This window comes from Lentzea sp. NPDC004789 (assembly GCF_053601075.1).
In genome coordinates this window covers 383,001-405,288 of sequence record NZ_JBSGBE010000004.1, presented here as the reverse complement: position 1 = coordinate 405,288, position 22,288 = coordinate 383,001, and the positions used below count along the sequence as shown (strand labels likewise).

Annotated in this window: 17 protein-coding genes; 5 read left to right on the top strand and 12 right to left on the bottom strand. The window is 69.3% G+C overall.

What is annotated here, in order from left to right; translation table 11 throughout:
* Nucleotides 1-40: 40 nt before the first annotated feature.
* On the bottom strand, nucleotides 41-1,147 hold the full coding sequence (gene rlmN / locus ACWEIJ_RS12385; protein WP_449837223.1) for a 23S rRNA (adenine(2503)-C(2))-methyltransferase RlmN: 1,107 nt from the start codon (nucleotides 1,145-1,147) through the stop codon (nucleotides 41-43).
* Nucleotides 1,148-1,341: 194 nt separating this feature from the next.
* Here rlmN and ACWEIJ_RS12380 point away from each other — a divergent pair, with 194 nt between their 5' ends.
* Nucleotides 1,342-1,728 (top strand): PadR family transcriptional regulator, encoded by a 387-nt coding sequence (locus ACWEIJ_RS12380; RefSeq protein WP_449837222.1) that lies wholly within the window; start codon nucleotides 1,342-1,344, stop codon nucleotides 1,726-1,728.
* Nucleotide 1,729: 1 nt separating this feature from the next.
* On the opposite strand, the gene ACWEIJ_RS12375 is transcribed toward ACWEIJ_RS12380, so the two are convergent.
* The 3 genes from ACWEIJ_RS12375 to ACWEIJ_RS12365 all read right to left on the bottom strand — a co-directional run bounded on the left by ACWEIJ_RS12375 (nucleotide 1,730) and on the right by ACWEIJ_RS12365 (nucleotide 8,564).
* The gene (locus ACWEIJ_RS12375) at nucleotides 1,730-2,707 is read right to left on the bottom strand and encodes an aldo/keto reductase (RefSeq protein ID WP_449837221.1); all 978 of its coding nucleotides are present in this window, start codon (nucleotides 2,705-2,707) and stop codon (nucleotides 1,730-1,732) included.
* Nucleotides 2,708-2,766: 59 nt separating this feature from the next.
* Nucleotides 2,767-7,719: a fibronectin type III domain-containing protein gene (locus tag ACWEIJ_RS12370; RefSeq protein ID WP_449837220.1), complete on the bottom strand. Its 4,953-nt coding sequence runs from the start codon at nucleotides 7,717-7,719 to the stop codon at nucleotides 2,767-2,769.
* Nucleotides 7,720-7,820: 101 nt separating this feature from the next.
* Nucleotides 7,821-8,564, bottom strand: a complete 744-nt coding sequence (locus ACWEIJ_RS12365; RefSeq protein WP_449837219.1) for a class I SAM-dependent methyltransferase — start codon at nucleotides 8,562-8,564, stop codon at nucleotides 7,821-7,823.
* A gap of 94 nt (nucleotides 8,565-8,658) precedes the next feature.
* On the opposite strand from ACWEIJ_RS12365, the gene ACWEIJ_RS12360 reads away from it, so the two are divergent.
* Complete coding sequence (locus tag ACWEIJ_RS12360; RefSeq protein WP_449837218.1) at nucleotides 8,659-9,477, top strand: VOC family protein; 819 nt, start codon at nucleotides 8,659-8,661, stop codon at nucleotides 9,475-9,477.
* On the opposite strand, the gene ACWEIJ_RS12355 is transcribed toward ACWEIJ_RS12360, so the two are convergent.
* From ACWEIJ_RS12355 to rpsB, 5 genes are all read right to left on the bottom strand, one after another.
* Entirely contained in the window at nucleotides 9,474-10,328 is an 855-nt protein-coding gene (locus ACWEIJ_RS12355; protein WP_449837217.1) for a phosphatidate cytidylyltransferase, read from the bottom strand. The genes ACWEIJ_RS12360 and ACWEIJ_RS12355 overlap by 4 nt on opposite strands.
* Before the next feature lie 69 nt (nucleotides 10,329-10,397).
* Complete coding sequence (gene frr / locus ACWEIJ_RS12350; protein WP_355444569.1) at nucleotides 10,398-10,955, bottom strand: ribosome recycling factor; 558 nt, start codon at nucleotides 10,953-10,955, stop codon at nucleotides 10,398-10,400.
* A 57-nt stretch (nucleotides 10,956-11,012) separates the two neighbouring features.
* Nucleotides 11,013-11,723, bottom strand: coding sequence for a UMP kinase (gene pyrH, locus ACWEIJ_RS12345; protein ID WP_449837343.1), 711 nt, complete (start codon nucleotides 11,721-11,723; stop codon nucleotides 11,013-11,015).
* A 174-nt stretch (nucleotides 11,724-11,897) separates the two neighbouring features.
* Nucleotides 11,898-12,713 carry a translation elongation factor Ts gene (tsf, locus tag ACWEIJ_RS12340; RefSeq protein ID WP_449837216.1) on the bottom strand — a complete coding sequence of 272 codons (816 nt, stop codon included), beginning with the start codon at nucleotides 12,711-12,713 and terminating at the stop codon, nucleotides 11,898-11,900.
* A gap of 71 nt (nucleotides 12,714-12,784) precedes the next feature.
* Nucleotides 12,785-13,603: a 30S ribosomal protein S2 gene (gene rpsB / locus ACWEIJ_RS12335; protein WP_355444562.1), complete on the bottom strand. Its 819-nt coding sequence runs from the start codon at nucleotides 13,601-13,603 to the stop codon at nucleotides 12,785-12,787.
* A 370-nt stretch (nucleotides 13,604-13,973) separates the two neighbouring features.
* Between rpsB and ACWEIJ_RS12330 the strand changes: the two genes are divergently transcribed.
* Entirely contained in the window at nucleotides 13,974-14,453 is a 480-nt protein-coding gene (locus ACWEIJ_RS12330) for a M23 family metallopeptidase (protein ID WP_449837215.1), read from the top strand.
* 1,120 nt (nucleotides 14,454-15,573) lie between these two features.
* Here the strand turns inward: ACWEIJ_RS12330 and ACWEIJ_RS12325 are convergent.
* Both ACWEIJ_RS12325 and ACWEIJ_RS12320 read right to left on the bottom strand, forming a co-directional pair.
* Complete coding sequence (locus ACWEIJ_RS12325) at nucleotides 15,574-16,572, bottom strand: FliA/WhiG family RNA polymerase sigma factor (RefSeq protein ID WP_449837214.1); 999 nt, start codon at nucleotides 16,570-16,572, stop codon at nucleotides 15,574-15,576.
* Nucleotides 16,547-17,524, bottom strand: a complete 978-nt coding sequence (locus ACWEIJ_RS12320; protein WP_449837213.1) for a tyrosine recombinase XerC — start codon at nucleotides 17,522-17,524, stop codon at nucleotides 16,547-16,549. Before ACWEIJ_RS12320 ends, ACWEIJ_RS12325 begins: the two co-directional genes overlap by 26 nt.
* A 157-nt stretch (nucleotides 17,525-17,681) precedes the next feature.
* Here ACWEIJ_RS12320 and ACWEIJ_RS12315 point away from each other — a divergent pair, with 157 nt between their 5' ends.
* Both ACWEIJ_RS12315 and ACWEIJ_RS12310 read left to right on the top strand, forming a co-directional pair.
* On the top strand, nucleotides 17,682-18,209 hold the full coding sequence (locus ACWEIJ_RS12315) for a hypothetical protein (RefSeq protein WP_449837212.1): 528 nt from the start codon (nucleotides 17,682-17,684) through the stop codon (nucleotides 18,207-18,209).
* Entirely contained in the window at nucleotides 18,206-20,320 is a 2,115-nt protein-coding gene (locus tag ACWEIJ_RS12310; protein ID WP_449837211.1) for a SecDF P1 head subdomain-containing protein, read from the top strand. The genes ACWEIJ_RS12315 and ACWEIJ_RS12310 overlap by 4 nt, the downstream gene beginning before the upstream one ends.
* On the opposite strand, the gene dprA is transcribed toward ACWEIJ_RS12310, so the two are convergent.
* On the bottom strand, nucleotides 20,321-21,460 hold the full coding sequence (dprA, locus tag ACWEIJ_RS12305; RefSeq protein WP_449837210.1) for a DNA-processing protein DprA: 1,140 nt from the start codon (nucleotides 21,458-21,460) through the stop codon (nucleotides 20,321-20,323).
* Nucleotides 21,461-22,288: the final 828 nt, after the last annotated feature.

The following is a 22,288-nucleotide window of genomic DNA, read 5'->3' as shown; positions in this document are numbered from 1 at the left end:
CCGATGCTGTCATTGCAGTCAATGCTAGCACCAGTAACGATCAGCCCTCAGCGGCGAGCTGACCGCAGGCCGCCGCGATCTCCTGCCCACGCGTGTCCCGCACGGTGCACTCCACACCCTGCTCCCGCACCCGCCGCACGAACTCCCGCTCCACCGGCTTGGGTGACGCGTCCCACTTCGACCCCGGCGTCGGGTTCAACGGGATCAGGTTCACGTGCACCAGCTGCCCGAGGTGCTTGCGCAGCTTCTTGCCCAGCAGATCCGCCCGCCACCCCTGGTCGTTGATGTCGCGGATCAACGCGTACTCGATCGACACCCGCCGCCCGGTCTGGTCCGCGTACGCCCGCGCCGCCTCCAGCACCTCCGAGACCTTCCACCGCGTGTTGACCGGCACCAGCGTGTCGCGCAACTCGTCGTCCGGCGTGTGCAACGACACCGCCAGCCGCACCTGCAGCTTCTCCTCGGTCAGCTTCCGGATCGCCGGCACCAGGCCGACCGTCGAGACCGTGACCGTGCGCTGCGAGATGCCCAGACCGTCCGGCGCCGGAGCGGTGATGCGGTGCACGGCCTCGATCACGCGCTTGTAGTTCGCGAGCGGCTCGCCCATGCCCATGAAGACGATGTTCGACAGGCGGCCGGGGCCGCCGGGCAGTTCGCCGTCGCGCATGGCCGCGGCACCCAGCCGCACCTGGTCGACGATCTCCGCGGTCGACAGGTTGCGCTGCAGGCCGCCCTGGCCGGTCGCGCAGAACGGGCACGCCATGCCGCAGCCCGCCTGCGACGAGATGCAGAGCGTCGCGCGGTCCGGGTAGCGCATGAGCACCGACTCGATGAGCGTGCCGTCGTGCGCCCGCAGCAGGGTCTTCGAGGTGGTCCCCTCGTCACACGTGACCTTGCGCACGACCGTGAAAAGCGGCGGCATCAGGTCGGCGACGAGCTTGTCGCGCGAGGCGGCCGGGATGTCGGTCATCTCGGCGGGGTCGACGGTCAGGCGGCCGAAGTAGTGGTTCGACAGCTGCTTGGCGCGGAACGGCTTCTCACCAAGGGCCGCAACGGCTTCCGCGCGCTGGGCGGGTGAGAGGTCGACCAGGTGGCGCGGCGGGAGGCCGCGCTTGGGCGCGTCGAAGACAAGGGGAAGCGAGGTCATAGCACATCCAGTGTCCCACGAACTCCGGGGCAACAAGACCGTTGCATCGCGATATGTTCCGATATATCGTTAGCGACATGATGATGAGACCACACCACAGAGAGCACCACCACAGGCATCGCCACGGGCCCTTCGGGGGCGGTGGCAGGGGCGGCCGCCAGAGGCGCGGCAACGTCCGGGCGGCGGTTCTGTCCTTGCTGGCAGAACGGCCGATGCACGGCTACGAGATCATCCAGGAGATCGCCAAGCGCACCGGCGGCGGCTGGAGCCCGAGCCCCGGCTCGGTCTACCCGACGCTGCAGATGCTCGCCGACGAAGGCCTCATCTCCGCGGCGGAAGAAGGAGGCAAGAAGCTGTTCACGCTCACCGACCACGGCAGGACGGAGCACACGGCCCCGCCCTGGCGCGACATCGACATCCAGCTCGACCCGGTCGACGGCGAGCTGCGCACGGCGATCCGGCTGCTCGGCAGCGCGATGGAGCAGGTCTCCCACGCGGGCACGCCGGAGCAGAAGGCCCGCGCCGTGGAGCTCTACAACGAGCTGCGCCGCAAGCTGTACGCCATCCTCGCCGAGGAGTGACCTACCACCGGTCGTGCACGTGCGGCCGGATCAGCTCGTCGTACACCGCCGCGACGGCCTTCCCGTCGACCGGCTGCAGATCGGCCGCCTGCGAGTTCGCCCGCGCCTGCGCCACGTTGCGCGCACCGGGGATGACGACCGTGACACCGGGCTGGTCGACGATCCACCGCAGCGCGAACTGGGCCATCGTGGCGCCTTCGGGAACGAGCGGCCGCAGGCGTTCCACCGCCTCCAGGCCGACCTCGTACGGCACCCCGGAGAAGGTCTCGCCGACGTCGAACGCCTCACCGTTGCGGTTGTAGTTGCGGTGATCGTCGGCGGCGAAAGTCGTTGCCCTGTCGTACTTCCCGGTCAGCAACCCGGAGGCGAGCGGCACGCGCGCGATGATCGCGACACCGGCCTGGTGTGCCGCGGGCAGCACCTCTTCGAGAGGCTTGAGCCGGAACGCGTTCAGGATGATCTGCACGCTGGCCACGTGCGGACGCCGGATCGCCTCCAGCGCCTCCTCGACCTTCTCCACCGACACGCCGTAGGCGGCAATTCGCTGCTGCTCGACCATTTCGTCCAAGGTGTCGTACACCTCGTCCCGGCTGTACACCGGCGTGGGCGGACAGTGCAGCTGCACGAGGTCCAACGTGTCGACACCCAGATTGCGGCGGCTCCGGTCGTTCCACGCGAGGAAGTTCTCCCGGTTGTACCCCTCCGTGGTCTGCGCCGGCAGCCGCCGCCCCATCTTGGTGGCGACGAAGACACCGTCGTCCTTGCGCTCCTTGAGGAACCGCCCGACGAGCGTCTCGCTGCGGCCGTCGCCGTACACGTCCGCGGTGTCGAAGAAGTCGACACCCGTGTCGGCGGCGGCGTGCAGCAGCGCGAGCGCCTCGCTCTCGTCCACCTCACCCCAGTCGGCGCCGAGTTGCCAGCAACCCAGCCCCACGACGCCGACCTGGCGGTTCAACCTGCCTGCGTTTCGCTTCTCCACGAACCGGAGCCTAGTCGGCACCGGACCACAGCACCGACCGCAGCCTCATGAGCGCGACCCTAGAAGTACTGCCGGACGCTCCAGTGGCTGCACAGGGCCTGGGCGTCGTCGAACGGCTGGTAACCGCCCCGCTCCAGTCCCGCCTGGATCTCGAACGCGTTGTCCTTCCACGGGGTCAACGTGCGGGACAGCGAGTGCAGGGACTCCCAGCCGTACGCGGTCAGGAACGCCGCGAACCCCCAGACGGGCGGGAACCCGCCCTCCTGCATGGAGTGGATGGCCTCGTGCCGCAGCAGGTCCTGGCCGACCGCGTTCACCGCGCCGGCACCGCTCCTGCGGTACAACACCGCGTTCTGGTACGCCTCGCAGCGCAGGCGCTTGAGGAAGTCCGCCTTGTCACCCGCGTAGAAGAGGAAGTTGCCGATGGTCGACGGCTGGTCCCCGGTCACCGTCCGGTTGAAGCACACCCTCTGGCGGACGGTGTTCGCGCACTCCGCCGCGAACGACAGGATCGCGGCAGAACTGTCCGCGCCGTTGACGGAGTTGAACCCGTACGTCGGTGGCGAACCATAGGGCAGCCACGGCAACGAGACCTGGGTGACCGCCTCACTTGCCGAGTCGCCGGCCATGTTCCGCGCGATCACCCGGAAGGCCCAGATGATGCCGTACACCGGCGGTTCGTACAGCCAGCTGGTCTGCCGGGTGGACCCCAACGGGTACCACTCACCTTGCTGACTGTAGTTGCTCACCTCCACCGAGTAGCTCACGCCGGGCACCGGGTTCGCGTTCCAGCTCAACGTGATCCGTGAGCTGTTCGGGTCGGCAGGTGCACTGAGCCCTGTCGGTTTGGCCGGCACCGGTGGCATCGGTTTGACCGTCACCTCGAACGTCGGCGGGCTCTGACCTGTCTGGTTCGCCGCCGTCACGCGGAACGAGTAGTTGAAGCCGTTCAGCAGGTTCGTTGCCACGAACGAGGTTCCGCTCGCCGAGAACTGGAAGTAGAACCAGTCGCTCTGCCCCTGCGGCTTGAAGTAGACCCAGTAGAACACCGGTGCGGACGGACTCGGGTCCCACGTGAGCGTCGCCTGGCCGTCGCCAGCGGTGACCCGCAGGTTCGACGGCGCGGCGGGCAGCGGCAGGAACGGGCGCGCGCTGACCACGTTGGACGGTGGCGACTGGCCGCCCAGGTTGGCCGCCGTCACCTTGAACTCGTAGGTGAACCCGTTCAGCAGACCCGTTGCCACGAACGAGGTTCCGCTCGCCGGGTACTGGAAGTAGTACCAGTCGCGCTGTCCCTGCGGCCGGAAGTACACCCAGTAGTACACCGGACCGGACGGGCTCGCGTTCCACGACAGCGACACCTTGCCGTTGCCCGCCACCGCACGCAGGTTGGACGGCGCGGCGGGAGGCGGTGGCACCGGTGTGGCGCGCACGGTGTTCGACGGGCCGCTCTCCCCCGCCACGTTGCCGGAGATCACGCGGAACTCGTACTCGTGACCGTTGGCCAGCGGCCTGACCGTCAGAGCCCAGTTCGAAACGGGCAGCGGCAACCGCTGGAAACCGCCCTGACCTGCGGTGATGTCGCGATACTCGACCCAGAAGTAAGTCGCTTGGTCGACGGCGTTCCACCCGAGGCCGACCTCACCGTTGCCCGCGATGGCGGTCAACGACGCCGCGGCGGGCACCGGCGGCAACGGCCGTGCGCTGACCACCGGGGTCGTGCGGCTGTCGCCGGCCCAGTTCGTCGCAGCGACCTTGAACTCGTAGGTGTGACCGTTGGTCAACGGCTCCAGGGTCGCGGTCGGCGAACCGAACGGCACCTCCAGCTTGCGGAAGTTCTCCCCGGCGGACGCATCGCGGTAGTAGACCCAGTAGAGGACGTCGGGCGTGCTGCTGGCCGTCCACGTGATCACGACGCGACCGTTGCCGGGCGAGGCCGTGAGGCCGGTCGGCGGCTGCGGCAGCCCGCCGAGCGACTTGACCGAGACCGTGTTCGACGCAGGTCCGAGCCCACCCGCGTTCTCCGCGCGGACGTAGAACTCGTAGACGTGCGCGTTCTGCAGCTGCTCCCACGACAGGCTGGTCTTGTCGGACGGGAACGCCGCCCGCGTGAACCCGGTCTCGCCCGCCGTCACGTCCCGCCGGTACACCCAGTAGAAGAGGTTCGGCCCGGCGGAGTCCCAGACCAGGTCGACACTTCCGTCACCGGCAGCGCTGCCCCGCAGGTTGCCCGGCGCCGACGGCACGGCGAACTGCGCGGTCGCGCTCACCACGTCCGACGCCGGCCCGTCACCCGCGAGGTTGGTCGCGGCGATCTTGAACTCGTAGACGTGCCCGTGGGTCAGGCCGCCCGCGGTGAACGCGGCGTCGGAGGCGGGGAACGGCAGCTTGGTGAACTGCTGCCCGGCGATCACGTCGCGTTGGTAGATCCAGTAGTAGACGCTCGGCTGAGCGTTCCACGACAGCTTGATCTCGCCGGAGGCCTGTGGCGTCGAGGAAAGCCCGGTCACCTTGGCGGGCAACGGCGGCATCGGTTTCGCGGACACCGCGGCGCTCGCGACACCCTCACCCCCGGCCGTGATCGCGGAGACCTTGAACTCGTAGGTGTGCCCGTTGGCGAGCAACCCGGCGGTGAACGAGGTCCCGTCGGTGATCGGGTACTCGAGCTTCGTGAAGTTCGTGTCGCCCGCGGTGACGTCCCGCTGGTAGATCCAGTACCAGGCACCGGAGGCGGGCGCCGTCCAGTTCAGCGCGACGGTTCCGTCGCCGGGCGCCGCGGTGAGGTTCGTCGGTGCGGCCGGTGCGTCGTACCGAGCGGTCGCCTGGACCTCGGCCGACAACGGGCCGTCGCCACCGGCGTTGATTGCGCTCACCTTGAACGCGTAGACGTGGTCCTTGAGCAGCAGTCCCGCGGTGAACGTCGTCCCGTCCGTGACGGGGTAGTCGAGCTTGGTGAACTCGGTCTCGCCCGCGGTCACGTCCCGCTGGTGGATCCAGTACCAGTGGTTGTCGCCGGTGGAGCTCCAGGTGAGCTTGACGCTGCCGTCGGACTGAGCTGTCGCCGTGAGGTTCGCGGGCGCGGCGGGCTTGTCCCACCTGGCCGTCACGCTGACCGCGGCCGACTTGGCCGACTCCAGGTTGAACCTGTTGACCGAACTGACCGCGAACTCGTACACGTGCCCGTTGGTCAGCAGTCCCGGCTGGGCCGAGGTGCCGTTGGTGACGGGGTATTCCAGGCGCTGGAACGCCGCTCCCGCGGTGACGTCGCGCTGGTAGATCCAGTACCAGAGCCCGTCACCCGCGGAGTTCCAGCTCAGCTTGGCGCTGCCGTCGTTCTGCGCCACGGCGGTCAGGCCCGCCGGTACCGGCGGCGGCGCGGAGATCGCGGTGACGCTCACGACGTTCGACGGCGGGCTTTCGCCACCACCGTTGCGGGCGATGACGCGGAACTCGTAGACGTGGTTGTGCAGCAGGTCCGTGACGGTGTGGGTGGTGTTGGCCGGGCTGGGGAACCAGACGTCGGTGAAGTCGGCGTCGCCGACCGTCACATCGCGCTTCTGCACCGCGTACAGCACGTTGCTGCCCGGCACCGCGTCCCACGCGAGCGCGACGTCGACGTTGGTGCCGGGGGTCGCGCGCAGGTTCGCCGGCGCAGTCGGCGGGATGACGTGCGCGGTGCCGGAAACCGTTGCGGAGAAAGCACTTTCGCCGACGCTGTTCACCGCGGTGACCTTGAACTCGTAGGTGTGCCCGTCCTTGAGGCCGCCGAGTTGCTGCGACTTGGCCGTGACGCTGTTGGGGCCGTGCGAGAAGTGCGTCTGACCGGCGGTGACATCCCTTTGGTAGAGCCAGAAGCTGAGGCCGTCCGGCGCGTTCCAGGTGACCGTGCCGCCGCCGTCGGTGCCCAGCGACAGGCTGACGTTCGCCGGCGCCGCGGGCACACCGGGTCCGGGGCTCGGGCGCGGCCAGGTGATGTCGACGAAACGCGGCCGGTAGATCCGGGCGTCGGCGTAGTTGTCGTCGTTCTGCAGGCTGTTGAGGTTGTACGACATGAGCAGCGTGCCGGCGGCCGCCTGCTCCTGGTGCAGCTGCGCGTCGTAGGCGAACTGCCACGGGTTCTGCCCCGGCTCGGGCGCTTTGTGCAGGTAGACGGGCCCGGTGAACGGGCCTGTCGGCGCGGAGGCCGTGTACGCGACGAACCACGGGCTGAAGCCGACGTTGCCGTCGTGCGTGACGACGACGATCTGCCCGTCCTTGCGGATCACGGAGAACCCGGTGCCACCGCCGGAGAACAGCCGCTTCGACTGGGTCTCGTCGCTGCCCCACGCCGTGCCGTTCCAGAACTGCCACGCGGCACCGATGTTGCCCGACGGCACCCGTGCGACGTGCGCGAACTTGAAGCCGTCGGCGTCCTCGGTGCCGTAGACGTAGTCGTAGCCGCCGTCGGAGAGGATCGCCGAACCCCAGCCGATCTTGTTCTGCAGCGACAGGTCGGTGACGCTCGCGACCGTCAGCGCGGGCAGGGTGAACGTGACGAGCGTGGTGCCGACCCGCTGGAAGGCGAGCGGTCCCGAACCGGCGTTCTTGTACCGCCCGTACAACGCCTTGACCGCGTTGCCCTCCACCTTCGCGGCCCCGATCCAGTGGAACTCGTCGGGGTTGGTGCCGGTCACGAGCGTGGCCGGGTTCTGCGGGGTGCCGCCGTGCAGGGTCTGCACGAGCTGGCCGCCCTGCTGCACCACCACCGAGTTGCGGATGAACGGCGCCGTCTTCGGACGGCTGAAGTCGGCGTTGACGGTGCCGAGGAACGTGTCCGAGAAGAACCAGGCCGTCCGGCCGTCCGGCAGCTGCACCGAGACCGTGCTGTCACCGCCGGTCCAGTGCCCGCCCTGGTTTCCGTAGGCGGTGAACATCGCGCTCAGGTCGGCCGACGGTGGCGCCGCGTACGAGGCCGGCGGGACGACCAGCACCCCGAGCAACATCAACAAGGTCAGCAGGAACCGGCGTCTCATCACGTACCCCCAGTAGTACGTCGCAGCGACGAAGCTGAGGGACTGTACACATGCGACGAGCTCGCACGACAGCAGCCGAACGGTCTATCCCGCGCGCAGCGTCACACGATCAACCCCTGGGGCTTGCGGCGGACGTGCAGCCGGTAGCCCACCGGGAAGCTCAGACCGTCGACGGACGCGATCGCGCGTTCGGCGACCTTGGCCGAGAACTCGATGCGCAGCACGGACTCCAGGTCCTCCCGCGTTTCGAAGCGCCATTGCGCGGTGACCCGTCGAAGCGAGAAACCGTTGTCCGCGAAGAACTTCTCGACGGCCGCCGGGTCGTAGCGCGGTTCGTCGGCACGCAGCCACGGCCCGTACGGATCAGCCAGGCCGTCCAGGTCCACGATCGCCAGCGCACCACCCGGTCGCAGCACGCGATCGGCCTCGCGCAGGCCCGGCTCGCAGCCCGGTCCGAAGAAGTAGGCCGTGCGGGCGTGCACGAGATCAGCGCAGCCGTCGTCCAGCGGCAGCCGTTGCGCGGGCCCTGCGACCACGCGGACGTTCGGCAGTCCGGCCGTGCGGTGCTTGGCGCGCACGACGAGCGGCGGGTGCGGTTCGACGCCGACGACCGAACGCGCGGACGAGGCGAACAGCGGCAGGTGGAAGCCGTCGCCGCAGCCGATGTCGACGACGTCACGCCCGTCGAACGGGCATTCCTCGCCCAACGCCGACCAGATCGCGCCGTGGACGTCCTGCGCGCGGTTCTCGACCTCGTAGACGTCCGGCCAGTGCCAGATGTTCGGGCTCGGCACGACCTCCACCGGACGCACCGCGTTCAGCGCCGCCCGCACGAATCCCCTCACGAAGACACTGTAGGGCCTCGATTTGCCGGTGACAGTTCGAATTCGTCCAATTACGGCGTAGCGTGGCCGCATCTCTTCCCTGCAGGAGGCGGCAGTGTCGATCGCGCCCAACACGCCCCAGCTCGCGCCGTTGCTCGGGGGAAGCCCGTGCTGGGTCGAGAGAACCGTCGACGACCTCAAGGCCGCGATCGAGTTCTACACCGGCCTGTTCGGCTGGCACTACGCCGACGACGCCGGCTACACCGTGGCGATGGTCGACGGCATCCCCGTCGCCGGACTGCCGCGGGGCGAGCCGGAACCGTGGCTGTTGTACCTGGTCACACCGCATGCGCGGGCCACCGCGGAGAAGGCGTTCCACCTCGGCGGATCGGTGCTGCGCAACCCGGAGGACGCCGCCGACCACACCCAGAGCACCGTGATCGGCGATCCGACCGGCGCGGTCGTCGGGTTCCGGCACGTGCCGCCGGACTGGCGGTTCGGCACGGGCGGGCACGGCGCCTACGCGTGGGCCGAGCTCAACACCCGCGACGGCGCGGCGGCCGACGAGTTCTTCGGCGAGCTGTGCCACTACGACATCACGCAGATCGGTGACGGGCACCGGCTGGACTACGCGACGTGGTCCATCGAGGGCACCGAGGTCTTCGGCAGGCAGAAGATGGGGCGCGAGTTCCCGTACGGGGAGCGGTCGCACTGGATGGTGTACTTCAACGCCGCGCCCGAGATCGGCACCGACTCGGTGGCCTACCGGGTGCTGGAGCTCGGCGGCCGGGTGACGGTCGAGCCCTACGACACCCCGTACGGGCGCATCACCGTCGTCGAGGACCACGCGGGCATGGCGTTCTCGGTGATCGACCAGTCCCGCGTGATCGAGGCCGAGCCGCGCATCGAGGCGGACGACCCGTACGACGACTAGTGGATGAACAGGTGCAACAGCAGCCAGGACGCGACGGCGGACGGCAGCAGCGAGTCCATCCGGTCCATCAGGCCGCCGTGGCCGGGCAGCAACGTGCCCATGTCCTTGATCTTCAGGTCGCGCTTGATCAGCGACTCGACCAGGTCGCCCGCCGTGGCCGTGACGACGAGGGCGGCACCGAACAGCGCTCCGTGCCACCACTGGCCGTCGAGCAGCGTGGTGACCGTGATCGCGCCACCGACCACGCCCGCGACCAGTGACCCGCCGAAGCCCTCCCAGGACTTCTTCGGGCTGATCGACGGCGCCATCGAGTGCTTGCCGAGGAAGACACCGGCCGCGTAGCCGCCGACGTCGGACAGCACGACACCGATGAGGAACGCGAACACCCGGCCCTTGCCGTCCTCCGGGACGACGAGCATGGCCGCGAACGACGCGAACAGCGGCACGTACGCGACGGTGAAGACGGACGCGCTGAGATCGCGCAGATAGCCGTCCGAACCGCCGCGGAACCGCCAGATCATGCACGCCAGGACGGTGACCACGAACGCGGTCATCATGCCGGCGCGTTCCAGCGGCCAGGAGAGCCAGATCATCGCCTGGCCGCCGATGAGCGCGGGCCACAGCGCGACGTTGATGCCGCCCTTGCGGAACGCGTTCGCCAGCTCCCACGTCGACACCGCCGCGGCGGCCGCGACGATGCCGATGAAGGTCTGCCGCACGGTCAGCAGCGACACGATGATCACGGCACCGAGCCCGACGCCGACCAGGATCGCCGCTCGCAGGTCTCGTCCCGCGCGCGACGGCTTCGACGCGGGCACATCCGCGGGACTGCCTGCCACCTGTGCTCCCATCACGACCTCCGCCCGGCCAGAGCTACTACGCGCCTGCGCCGACTCGGCCGGGCGAAACGTACAGGAACATCAGACTTCGAGAAGCTCGGCTTCCTTGTGCTTCACGAGCTCGTCGACCTGCGCGGTGTACTTGTGGGTCAGAGCGTCGAGCTCCTTCTCACCACGCGCGCCGTCGTCCTCGCCGATCTCGCCGTCCTTGACGAGCTTGTCGATCTCTTCCTTCGCCTTGCGGCGGACACCGCGGACGGAGACGCGCGCGTCCTCGCCCTTCTGCTTCGCGACCTTGACCATGTCCCGGCGGCGCTCCTCGGAGAGCTGCGGGATGACCACGCGGATCACGGTGCCGTCGTTGCCGGGGTTGACGCCCAGGTCGGAGTCCCGGATGGCCTTCTCGATCGCGTTCAGCTGGCTCGCGTCGTACGGCTTCACGACGGCCATGCGGGCCTCGGGAACCGTGATGCTCGCCATCTGGTTCAACGGCGTCGGCGACCCGTAGTAGTCGACGTGGATGCGATTGAACATCGAGGGAGTCGCACGACCGGTCCGAACGGAGGCGAGGTTCTCCTTCGCCACCGAGACCGCCTTTTCCATTTTCTCCTCGGCGTCGAGGAGGGTCTCGTCGATCACGACTGCTCCTTGCTCTGCGTGTGCTTCTTCCCGGTTCCTGATCAGATCCCAGCAGGTCTAGAAGGCCGGACGGCCACCGGGGGTGCTGACCAGGGTGCCGATCTTCTCACCACGCACCGCGCGCGCGATGTTCCCCTCGGTGAGGAGGTTGAAGACGAGGATCGGCATGTTGTTGTCCATGCAGAGGCTGAAGGCCGTGGCATCGGCGACGTTGAGGCCGCGTTCCAGCACTTCGCGGTGGGTGATGTTGTCGAACATCAACGCATCGGGGTCGATCTTGGGGTCGGCGGTGTAGACGCCGTCGACGGCCTTGGCCATCAGGACGATCTCGCAGCCGATCTCCAGCGCGCGCTGGGCGGCGGTCGTGTCCGTGGAGAAGTACGGCAGACCCGCGCCGCCACCGAAGATCACGACGCGGCCCTTGTCGAGGTGGCGCATCGCGCGGCGGGGGATGTAGGACTCGGCGACCTGCGTCATCTGGATGGAGGTCTGCACGCGGGTGTCGATGCCGTGCTCGCGCTCCAGGAAGTCCTGCAGCGCCAGGCAGTTCATGACCGTGCCGAGCATGCCCATGTAATCGGCGCGCGACCGGTCCATGCCGCGTTGCTGGAGCTCGGCCCCGCGGAAGAAGTTGCCACCACCGATCACGACGGCGACCTGCACGCCGGACCCGACGACGGCCGCGATCTGCCGGGCGACCGTCTGGACGACGTCGGGATCAACGCCGACGCCACCGCCGCCGAACATCTCGCCACCGAGCTTGAGCATCACCCGGTTGTAGCCGTGGCTACCTTCTTCGCTCACAGGTCCTCTCCTTGCGCCGTCGGAAGTGTGGCCCTTGGGGCAGCGGCTTGGTTCGCGCTTTCCGCGAACACGTCTATAGAGCTTCGGACACGCCAAGGGCGGGGTCGCTGGTGCACCGCAACCCCGCCCTCATGCGAATCAGCTCTGGCCGACCTCGAACCGAGCGAAACGGGTCACCGTCACGCCGGCCTCGTCCAGAAGAGCCTTGACCGTCTTCTTGCTGTCGGTCACGGAAGCCTGCTCCAGGAGCACGACGTCCTTGAAGAAGCCGTTGACGCGCCCCTCGACGATCTTGGGCAGCGCGCCTTCCGGCTTGCCCTCCTCGCGAGCGGTCTCCTCGGCGATGCGGCGCTCGTTGGCCACGAGCTCCTCGGGAACCTCGTCACGGGTGACGAACTTCGGACGCATCGCGGCGATCTGCATCGCGGCACCCTTGGCGGCCTCGGCGTCGCCACCGGTGTACTCGACCAGCACGCCGACGGCCGGCGGCAGGTCAGCGGCACGCTTGTGCAGGTAGGTGGCGACGGTGCCGTCGAAGTCGACGGCCTTGGCCAGCTCGAGCTTCTCGCCGATCTTGGCGGAGAACTCCTGGACCAGCGCGTCGACCGACTTGCCGTCGACCTCGACGGCCTTGAGGGCCTCGACGTCGGCGACCTTGTTGGCCTTGGCGATCGCGACGATCTCGTCCGCGAGGGCGATGAAGTCGGCGTTCTTGGCCACGAAGTCGGTCTCGCAGCGCAGCTCGACCATCGCGCCGTCCTTGACGGCGACGAGGCCGTTGGACGTGGTGCGCTCGGCGCGCTTGCCGACGTCCTTGGCGCCCTTGATGCGCAGGATCTCGACGGCCTTCTCGAAGTCGCCGTCAGCCTCGTCCAGCGCCTTCTTGCAGTCCATCATGCCGGCGGCGGTCAGCTCGCGGAGCTTCTTGACGTCCGCGGTGGTGTAGTTCGCCATCGTTTTCCTTCTGCGATGTACGCGCTTGTGTCACGCGGCGCCCGAGGTGATCGGGCGCCGCGTGGGGGAAATCAGGACTGGACGGGCTGCTCGGCCGGGGCCTCGGCCGAGTTGGTGAGGAGCTCCTGCTCCCACTCCGCCAGCGGCTCGTCGCTCGCGACCTCGGGCTTGTCCTGACCGTCCGCAGCGTCGCGGCGGGCGCCGGAGCGGGCCATGAGACCGGCGGCGGCGGCCTCGGCGACGACCTTGGTCAGCAGGGCGGCCGACCGGATGGCGTCGTCGTTGCCCGGGATCGGGTAGTCGACCTCGTCCGGGTCGCAGTTGGTGTCGAGCACCGCGACGATCGGGATGTTCAGCTTGCGAGCCTCACCGACCGCGATGTGCTCCTTCTTGGTGTCCACGATCCACACGGCGCTGGGCACCTTGGACATGTCGCGGATACCGCCGAGCGTGCGCTCCAGCTTGTCCTTCTCGCGGTTCATCATCAGGATTTCCTTCTTGGTGAAACCCTGGAAGCCGCCGGTCTGCTCCATCGACTCCAGCTCCTTGAGCCGCTGAAGCCTCTTGTGGACCGTCGAGAAGTTGGTGAGCATGCCGCCCAGCCAGCGCTGGTTCACGTAGGGCATGCCGACGCGGAGCGCCTCGTTGGCGATGGCCTCCTGCGCCTGCTTCTTGGTGCCGATGAACAGGATCGACCCGCCGTGCGCGACCGTCTCCTTGACGAACTCGAAAGCCCGGTCGATGTAGGTCAGCGTCTGCTGCAGGTCGATGATGTAGATGCCGTTGCGCTCGGTGAGGATGTAGCGCTTCATCTTCGGGTTCCAGCGCCGGGTCTGGTGCCCGAAGTGCACGCCGCTGTCGAGCAGCTGCTTCATGGTTACGACGGCCATGGCCGGTTCGCACCTCGTCTGTCGGACGCGCTCGGTCTCGCCTCGCGCATCGGTTCGGTTGACGCTCCGAGCCGGGTGGTCCGGAGCCCTGGTGCCAATGCCGCCGCCCGCACCCGCGGTGGAGTTCCTCCATCGTCAGGACCGTCGGACGTCGTGACTCGATCCGGCTGGGACCAGCTGGTCAGAATCTGCGTTGGCACGCGAAGTCGTCCCGCGCACACACGGGACGCGCCCAACAGTCTACGCCCCACCCCCGACAAACTTCGAATCGCCCCCTGCCCCACCGGCGACTTGTCCACAACCGGCGAGTTGTCCACAGCCCCCCGATACCCGCTGGTCCCCAAGGTGCCCCACACCCCACCGTTGACCCATGCCCCTCCTCCCCACCGCCCTGCTGCTCACGACGCTGCTGTCCCCGGCCCCCGCCCGCTTCTCCTGGCCACTACCGCCCCCGCACCCGGTGGTGCGCACGTTCCAGTCCCCCGCCACACCGTTCGGCCCAGGCCACCGCGGCGCGGACCTCTCCGCCCCGGCCGGCACAGCCGTCCTGGCCGCCGGCGACGGCGTGGTCGTTTACGCGGGAGCCGTCGCAGCCAGAACCCTGGTCTCCGTACAACACCGCGGCGGCCTCCGAACGACCTACGAGCCGGTCACACCGACCGTCACAGCAGGCCACCCAGTGCGCAGAGGCGACGTCATCGGACACCTGCAGGAGGGCCACTGCCCCTCCCCGTGCCTGCACTGGGGCGCCCGCCGAGGCGACGAGTACCTGGACCCGCTGCGCCTCGTGACGTGGGGCCGAGTCCGCCTGCTGCCCCTGAACCCCGCAACACCACCCCGAGGCGGCTAACCCCTCACGCCGCGCGGCCCCGCATCCCCGTCCCGCGCGGCGATCCGATCGGGGGCCTCCCGCCGCTTCCCCCGGCGGTCGACGCCGGCGCGCCCCCGTCGCGCCGCAGGCACCCGACAGGTGCCGGGAGGCGGCACCCCGGCTGCCCTCCCGCCGCCTCCCGGCACACCTGTTCACCCGGCCAAGGGCCCCGACCACCCGTCCGACGTGCCCACAACGGCCCGACCAAACCCCGGTACGTCCACCAACCGGGCGCCTCGCACGTTTCCCTCGGCCTACGCCGATGAGCCGCTGCGGCACGCCGCGAACGCTCGACAAGCACCGGCCCGGCGATGCACCCGCCCACCATCAGCGCACCGTCGCCACGCAACCCCACCAGCACAGCCGCACCTCAAGATCAGGCACCACGCACCGCCCCGCGACTGACGACACCGCGTCCCCACACCGTCGCCACGCGACCCTCAGCACGCCCGCGCGGCCACCACACCAGGCATCTCGCACGGCTACCGGCGACTAACGACACCGCGTCCCCACACCGTCGCCACGCGACCCTCAGCACACCCGCGCGGCCACCACACCAGGCATCTCGCACGGCTACCGGCGACTAACGACACCGCGTCCCCACACCGTCGCCACGCGACCCTCAGCACGCCCGCGCGGCCACCACACCAGGCATCTCGCACGGCTACCGGCGACTGACGACCCCGCGTCCCCACACCGTCGCCACGCGACCCTCAGCACGCCCGCGCGGCCACCACACCAGGCATCTCGCACGGCTACCGGCGACTAACGACCCCGCGTCCCGCTCTACCACCACCAACCCCACCAGCACAGCCGCGCGGCGGTCCGTTCCGTCGCCAGGTCCCTCACTGCACACCACAGGTGCCGCGAGGCGGCTGCGGTCCTCAGGTACACGGCGTGCTTGGAGCTACTCCAAGAGCCACCCGTTCGAGTGAATTAGCCCTGGCAACGGGCGGAAAGAGGTTTGAAGCCATGTTCGTCCGGCTCGTACGGCTCCTGAACGCGCCCGCGCGGAGCGATCCCGACCTGCGGCGACGTGACGGTGCGGCCGTCCGGCAGCCCGGCGCCTGCCGGGTTGCGGGTGAGGAAGGAGGTGCGGTCAGGCCTCGGACTGCTCGTTGAGCTTGGTGCGCAGGCGCAGGACGGCACGGGTGTGCAGCTGGCAGACCCTGGACTCGGTGACACCGAGCACCTTGCCGATCTCGGCGAGGGTCAGGTTCTCGAAGTAGTACAGGGTCACGACCACGCGATCGCGTTCGGCGAGCTGGGCGATCGCGTCGGCCAGCTGGCGGCGGCTGTCCTGGTCGACGAGCGAGGCGACCGGGTCTTCGGCGGCGTCGTCGGGCAGCGACTCGGCCAGGGAGGAGCCGCCCTTGTTCGGGGCGATCAGCTCGTCCAGGGCCACGACGCTGGTGAGCTGGAGCTGGCCGTACAGCTCGCGCAGTTCGGCCAGGCCGATCTTGAGCTCCGCGGCGAGCTCGCGGTCGGTGGGCGTGCGCTGCAGCTTGGCGCCGAGGCGTTCCAGGGCGCGTTCGACGTCGCGGGCCCGGCTGCGGACCGAGCGCGGCACCCAGTCCTGCGAGCGGAGGTCGTCGAGGATCGCACCGCGGATGCGCTGCATGGCGTAGGTCTCGAACTTGAGGCCGCGTTCCGGCTCGAACTTCTCGATCGCGTCGACCAGGCCGAAGATGCCCGACTGGATCAGGTCGGCCACGTCCACGTGGGCGGGCAGACCGGTGCCGACCCGGCCGGCGACGTACTTGACCAGCGGCGCGTAGTGCAGCACGAGGCGGTCGCGCTGGTTCTGGTCGCGGGACTCGCCGTAGCTGCGCCACAACGCGACGATGCCGGCCTCGACGTCGTCACCGGACCTCGCGTCCGCGCGCGTCACCGCAGTCGGAACGGCAGCGGGCGTGCCGTTGACGTGCGTGTCGGCACCGGGCTCCCCGGTGCTCGCCTCGGCGCGCGGCGCGCCGTTCTGACGGTGCCCGTTGCTCGCCTGCTTCGAAGCTGGTGCGGGCAGCACGGGTTCAGGGGGCACGGTCGCCGTACGCGATCCTCCCCCTGCGGCGTCAGGAACGGGGGTGGGTTCGGTCATGGATCGCCTTCAGCCGTTCGACAGTGACGTGTGTGTAAAGCTGAGTCGTTGCGAGCGTAGCGTGACCAAGCAGTTCTTGGACGGTGCGCAGGTCCGCTCCTCCTTCCAGCAAATGGGTCGCAGCGGAGTGGCGCAACCCGTGCGGCCCGATGTCCGGAGCATCCGGTACCACGGCGACGACGTCGTGCACCAGAGAGCGAACGGCGCGCTGGTTCAGCCGGCCACCGCGGGCACCGAGGAACAGCGCCGGTGGCGAATCCGGTGCTACCAGGGCGTTCCGCCCCTCGTCGACCCACCGCCGCAGCGCACGCTCGGCCGGCACGCCGAACGGCGTGCTGCGCTCGCGTCCACCCTTGCCCAGAACCCGAATCACCCTTAGGGAGTAGTCCACGTCGTCGAGATCAAGACCACAGAGTTCGGCCACGCGGATACCTGTGGCGTACAGCAACTCCACCACGGCCTGATCACGCAGCGCAACCGGATCGCCTTCGGAAGCGCCAGAGGATACGGCGGTCATCGCGTCCTTCGCCTGATCCGCGCGCAACACGGACGGCAACGTCCGGTGCGGCCGAGGAGCGGCAAGTCGCAGCCCCGGATCTGCGGCCAAATGGCCCACGCGATGCGCCCAAGCGGTGAACGTGCGCGCAGCAGCCGCACGCCGGGCAAGCGTCGTGCGACTGGCACCTGCCGTTCGTTGTGCGGCCAGCCATGACCGCAAACTCGCCAGGTCAATGCGGCCGACGTCGGCGTTTTCGGGCTTATTCCCCGCGACATGTCCAAGAAGCGCCACTGCGTCCCCGATGTACGCGCGCACGGTGTGCGGCGACAGATCTCGCTCCAAGGTCAGGTGCCGTTCGTACTGCCGCACCACGTCGGCAACGGACGCCGGCAGTTTTTCGCGCAGGCGAACCAGATCGACACGGCGTGTCCGACCATGCGGCGGCGGGGACATAGGCCAAGACGCTGCGCCAGTCGGGGCGATTGGTCAAGTATCGCCACACCCTCGCGCCATTTGAGAGCGCTCTCATGATCGCCAACGCGATAACGTTTCAACTCCCTGTGACGACCAGGGGTTTGGTGGCACGCACAGATCACCTTTCGGAGTAGCGATGGTACCCAGCACCACCGTCCGAACAGCCGACGAGCTCGCCCGCCGGGTCGTGCGGAAGATCGCTCCCGAGGAGCTTCCTTCCTTCGACATCGTCGCCGCGCCCTACCTGGAGAGCCCCGAGCGGGCCGAACGCAGGCTGCGCCAGGCCCACGACGACCCACTGGGCTTCGGCCTCGGAGACATCGTGGCGATGGCGACGCCCGTGATCGCCCTCGTTTCCGGCAGCGTGGTCACCGCGGTGTCCGACAGCGTCGGCAAAGCCGTGCGCGACGGCACCACCAACGTCGTGCGCAAGGCGTGGCGCAAGGTCCGCGGCAAGCCGGAGAAGCCGCTGGAACTGCCGTCCACGCCGCTCACCACCACCCAGTTGGCCGAAGTGCGTCAAATCGCCCTTCAACGCGCCCTCTCACTAGGCATGAAGCGGCAGAAGGCCGAGGCGCTCGCCGACGCCGTCATCGCCGCGCTCGTGCTGCGCGACAACGACCAGGAGGACCCGGGACACGAGTCCGGTGAAGCCTCCAGATGACAGAAGCGAAGCCGCAGGTCAACCCGAGGGCCTTCCCGTCAGAAATGGTCCTCCTGCTGCTCCTCCTCGCGGCAACGGTGCTGCTCAACGTCATCTTCGTCGCGAACTGGCTGTCCGGCATCGAACGCGGCGGCGGTGCCGGCGTCTTCCTGCAGAAGCTGCAGATGCTCCTGACGCCCGGCCTCGCGGTCTACGGCTTCTACACGGTGGTCCGCATCCGCCGCTCGACCCCACTCGGCGCTACAGGTCTCGACGAGGCCAACAAGGCCGTCAACGACCTCGTCCTGCAGGTCAACCCTCCGCGCCGCGTGGACATCCGCCTCGGCAAGCACCTGGGCAGCCGCGCCTACGTCACCGGTGCGCCACGCAAGCCGATCATCGTGCTCGGCCCGGAACTCCTGGCGCTGCACTCGATGCCAGGCGAACGCAAAGCCGTGTTCGACGCCGTGGTGCGCCACGAGCTCGCGCACGTGCACGCAGGCGACCTGTGGTGGTACCAGCTGGCCACCGTGCTGCGGTTCGCGAACCTCTCGACGGGCTTCTTCGCCCTGCTGGCGCTGTGGCTGGGCGTCCTGACGGATCAGGACGACGTCACCTCCTTCCTGCTGAGCGCATTCCGCGTTGCCGCACTGATCCTGCTGACCGAGTTGATCGCCCGTGCGTTTCTGCGCGCTCGCGAACACTCCGCCGACCTGCACGCCGCCCAGTACGGCGTGGAAGGCCTCCTGACCGCGGTCCGAACACGCGAGACCGCGCAGACGCGCTCCATCGTCCGCACCTGGCTGCGCCGCCACCCCGGTGCCGACGAACGCTCCCAGGCCCTGACGAACCCGATGCGCCTGCTGACCTCACCGGTCGGCCAGGCCTTCCTCGGCGCCACGACGGCAGGCGCGGCGTTGGTGACGTTGCAGGACCTCCTTCTCAGCGGTAGCAGTGAGCACCAGTCGACTCCGGTGATCACCGGGGTGGTGATCGGTGTCCCGCTGACCCTGTTCGCCGCGTTCGATCTCTGGCGCGGCGCGTGGCAGGAGGATCGCAACCGGTTGCGCCCTCTCCTGACCGCGGCCGCCCTGCTGTCGGGGCTGGTGATCGGCAGCCACCTGGCGCTCTACACCCGAGTCTCCGGCCTGGCTCCGGTCGGCATCCCGATCGCTCCGTCCGTCCTCCTTCCGCTGGTTGTAGGCGTTCTCGGTCTGTGCTGGTGGCTCGACGCCCTCAGCACGGCTTGGCGTCAATCCGATCCGGGCGCTGCTCGAGTACCCGTGTTCCTCAGGTTCGCCGTCCCGTCGGCCTGTGTGGCCGGCGGTTGGTTGTTCGCGGTCCTGTGGACGTGGTCGGCCCGCCTGCGCGGCGTCTACCTCGCCTGCCCGACCGAGGAAGCCAAGGCCGTGGCGATCTGTCGGTCCTCCACGCCGCAGACCGACATCGCCCTCAAGGTGGCCAGGGACTTCGGCTTCACCTTCTGGTCGATCCTGACGGTCCTGGTGGTCGCGGCCACCCTCGTGGTCCCGCACTACCTCCGCGCCCGAACGCTCCGGCCGGTGGCGTTCGCCGCAGTGGCGGTGCTGGTGGCGCTGGCCGCGTTGTGGACGACCCGTTCGGCCGCACCACTGGACCGCGCACGTGCCGAGTTCCGCGTGGTCCTGGACACCTCCTCTCCTGAAACACTGGGCATCGCGGCACGCGAGCGCCAGAGCACGAACCGTTCCGTGCAAACCGAGGCCTTGTCCGCCCTCGACTGCGCGGAGCCTGACCCGTTGCGCGGCAAGGCGGACCCGGCTCTGCCTCTGGTGATCTGCGCCGCCGACGCGAGCGAGAAGTTCGTGCTGGCACCGGCTGCTTTGTCCACTGTGGACATCGAGGACGCCGAGGCCGAGCAGACCGCGTCGGGCTACGCCGTCCGCCTGCGGTTCACCGCCGAGGGCCGGCAACACTGGCAAGAGCTCACGAGCACGAACGTCGGCAAGCGCATCGCCTTCCTCGTCAACGACGAACTGCTCTCCGCGCCGAAGATCTCCCAGCCGCTGACCGGCAACTCGGCCGAGCTGCCGGGCCCGTTCACGAGCCTCGACCAGGCCAAGAAGTTCGCGGACGCCATCCGCGGCAGCTGATCACCGCACCTCCAGCTTCTGCCAGCCGCCGTCGGCCCGCAGCGCCAGCCCAGCGAGCTCCAACTCGGGCAACAGGGCCCGAACCCGCTCCAACGGCACCCCGGACTCGACCGACACGACCTCGGCGCTGACGCCGCACCGCTTGCCCATGGCCTCGTACACCCGCATGGCCTCGCCTTGCGGCGCCCCGAGCTCGCTCTCCTTCTCCGCGGGCTCGGTGGCGAGGTCGTCGCCGAACCGCCCGACCGACTCCACGATCTCGGCCACCGAACCGACCGGCACCGCCTGCCCGTCCCGCAACAACTCGTGACACCCGACCGAGCTGGCCGACGTGACCGGCCCGGGCACCACCATCAACGGCCGCCCCAACGCCAACGTGATCGCAGCGGTGTTCTTGGCCCCACTGCGCCGCCCGGCCTCCACGACGACCGTGCCGCCGCCCAACGCCGCAATGAGCCGGTTGCGCGTGAGAAACCGATGCCGCGCCGGCGTGACCCCAGGCGGGTACTCGCTCACGATCAACCCTTCCCGCGCGATCTTCCCGAGCAACCCTTGATGCCCAGCGGGATAAGCGACGTCCACCCCGCACGCCAACACCGCGACCGTCAGCCCGCCACCCCCGAGCGCACCTCGGTGAGCCGCGCCGTCAATCCCGTACGCCGCACCCGACACCACGGTCACGCCCGCCTGCGCCAGCCCGTACGCGAACTCCGCGGCCACGTGCTCGCCATATCCGCTGGCGGCCCGCGACCCGACGATCGCCACGGCCTTGTCCGTTGCCTCCGCGAGGTCGTGCGGCCCGCGCACCCACAGCGCCAGCGGCTCCCCGCCACACCGCTGCGCCGCCACACCACCAAGCGCCACGAACGGCCATCGCGGCCACTCGTCGTCTTCCGGCACGAGGAGCCGCCCGCCCTTCCTGGCGATGAGCTCAAGGTCTTCGTGGGCACGTTCCTCAGCCCGGCGGGCCGAAGTCTGGCTGGCGACGGACGGCGTCACCTCTCCCGCGCGCACCAGCTCGGCGGCCTCCACCGGGCCCACCTGAGCGACGAATGCTGCCAGCGCAGCCGGGTAGGGCTCCGCGACGCGCGACAGGTAGGCCCTCGCCAGGCGGACGGCATCGGTCGGTGGCCTGGTCATCGGAACCACCACCAGGGCAGCCAGCGGTGCCACGGGTCGGGGCGCCAGGGGTTCGGTGGGCTGGCGCCGGATGTTCGCCTGCGGACTGTGCAGGGCAGTTGGAGGAGCGCTGGTGTGGCGGATGCTGTGGTGTGGATGGCTGGGGCGAGGAGTGGGGTCATGGTCGGGCTCCTGTTCTGGGTTGGGGGTGAGCGGGGCGCCCGCTGGGGATGGGGCGGGCGACCCGCTCGGAACCGGGCGCGAGCCGGTGCTCGAAGGCTCTGCGCCCGGTGGCTTTCGAGGTGGGGATGGGACACAGGGATGGGGCTAGCTCGGGCCAGCTAGCTCGGGATGGGGCGGTCCGGGCTGGGAGCAGTTGGGGGCTGGGAGCGGTTGGCGAGCTGGGAGCAGTTGCAGGCTGGGAGCAGTTGGCGAGCTGAGAGCGGTTGGGGCTAGGAGCCGGTTCGGGTTGGAATCGATTCGGGCTAGGGAGCGGTTCGGGTTGAGCGGTTCGGGCGGGGCTGGGGAGCAGGCGGAGCTGGGAAGCGGGCGGAGCTGGGAAGCGGCTGGGTGAGGCCGGTTAGGACCGCGGGTGGGCCGTAGCCGGGGGTCGGGCGGGTGCCGGGTCGGAGTGGGAGTTCACGCCTCGGCGGGCTTGGGCGGGTAGCTGGCTTTCGGGCGCTGCGGAGCGGACGCGGTAGGCACTGGTCAACTGGCGGGATGAGCGGGGCGCCCGCTGGGGGTGTGCGGCGGCCCGCTCGGTGGGACCGGTCGTGGCGTTGGGGCTCGCGACCGGCTGCTTAGTGGCCGGCTGATGGGTGGGCCGGCCGGGAGTGGGACGGCCGGGGT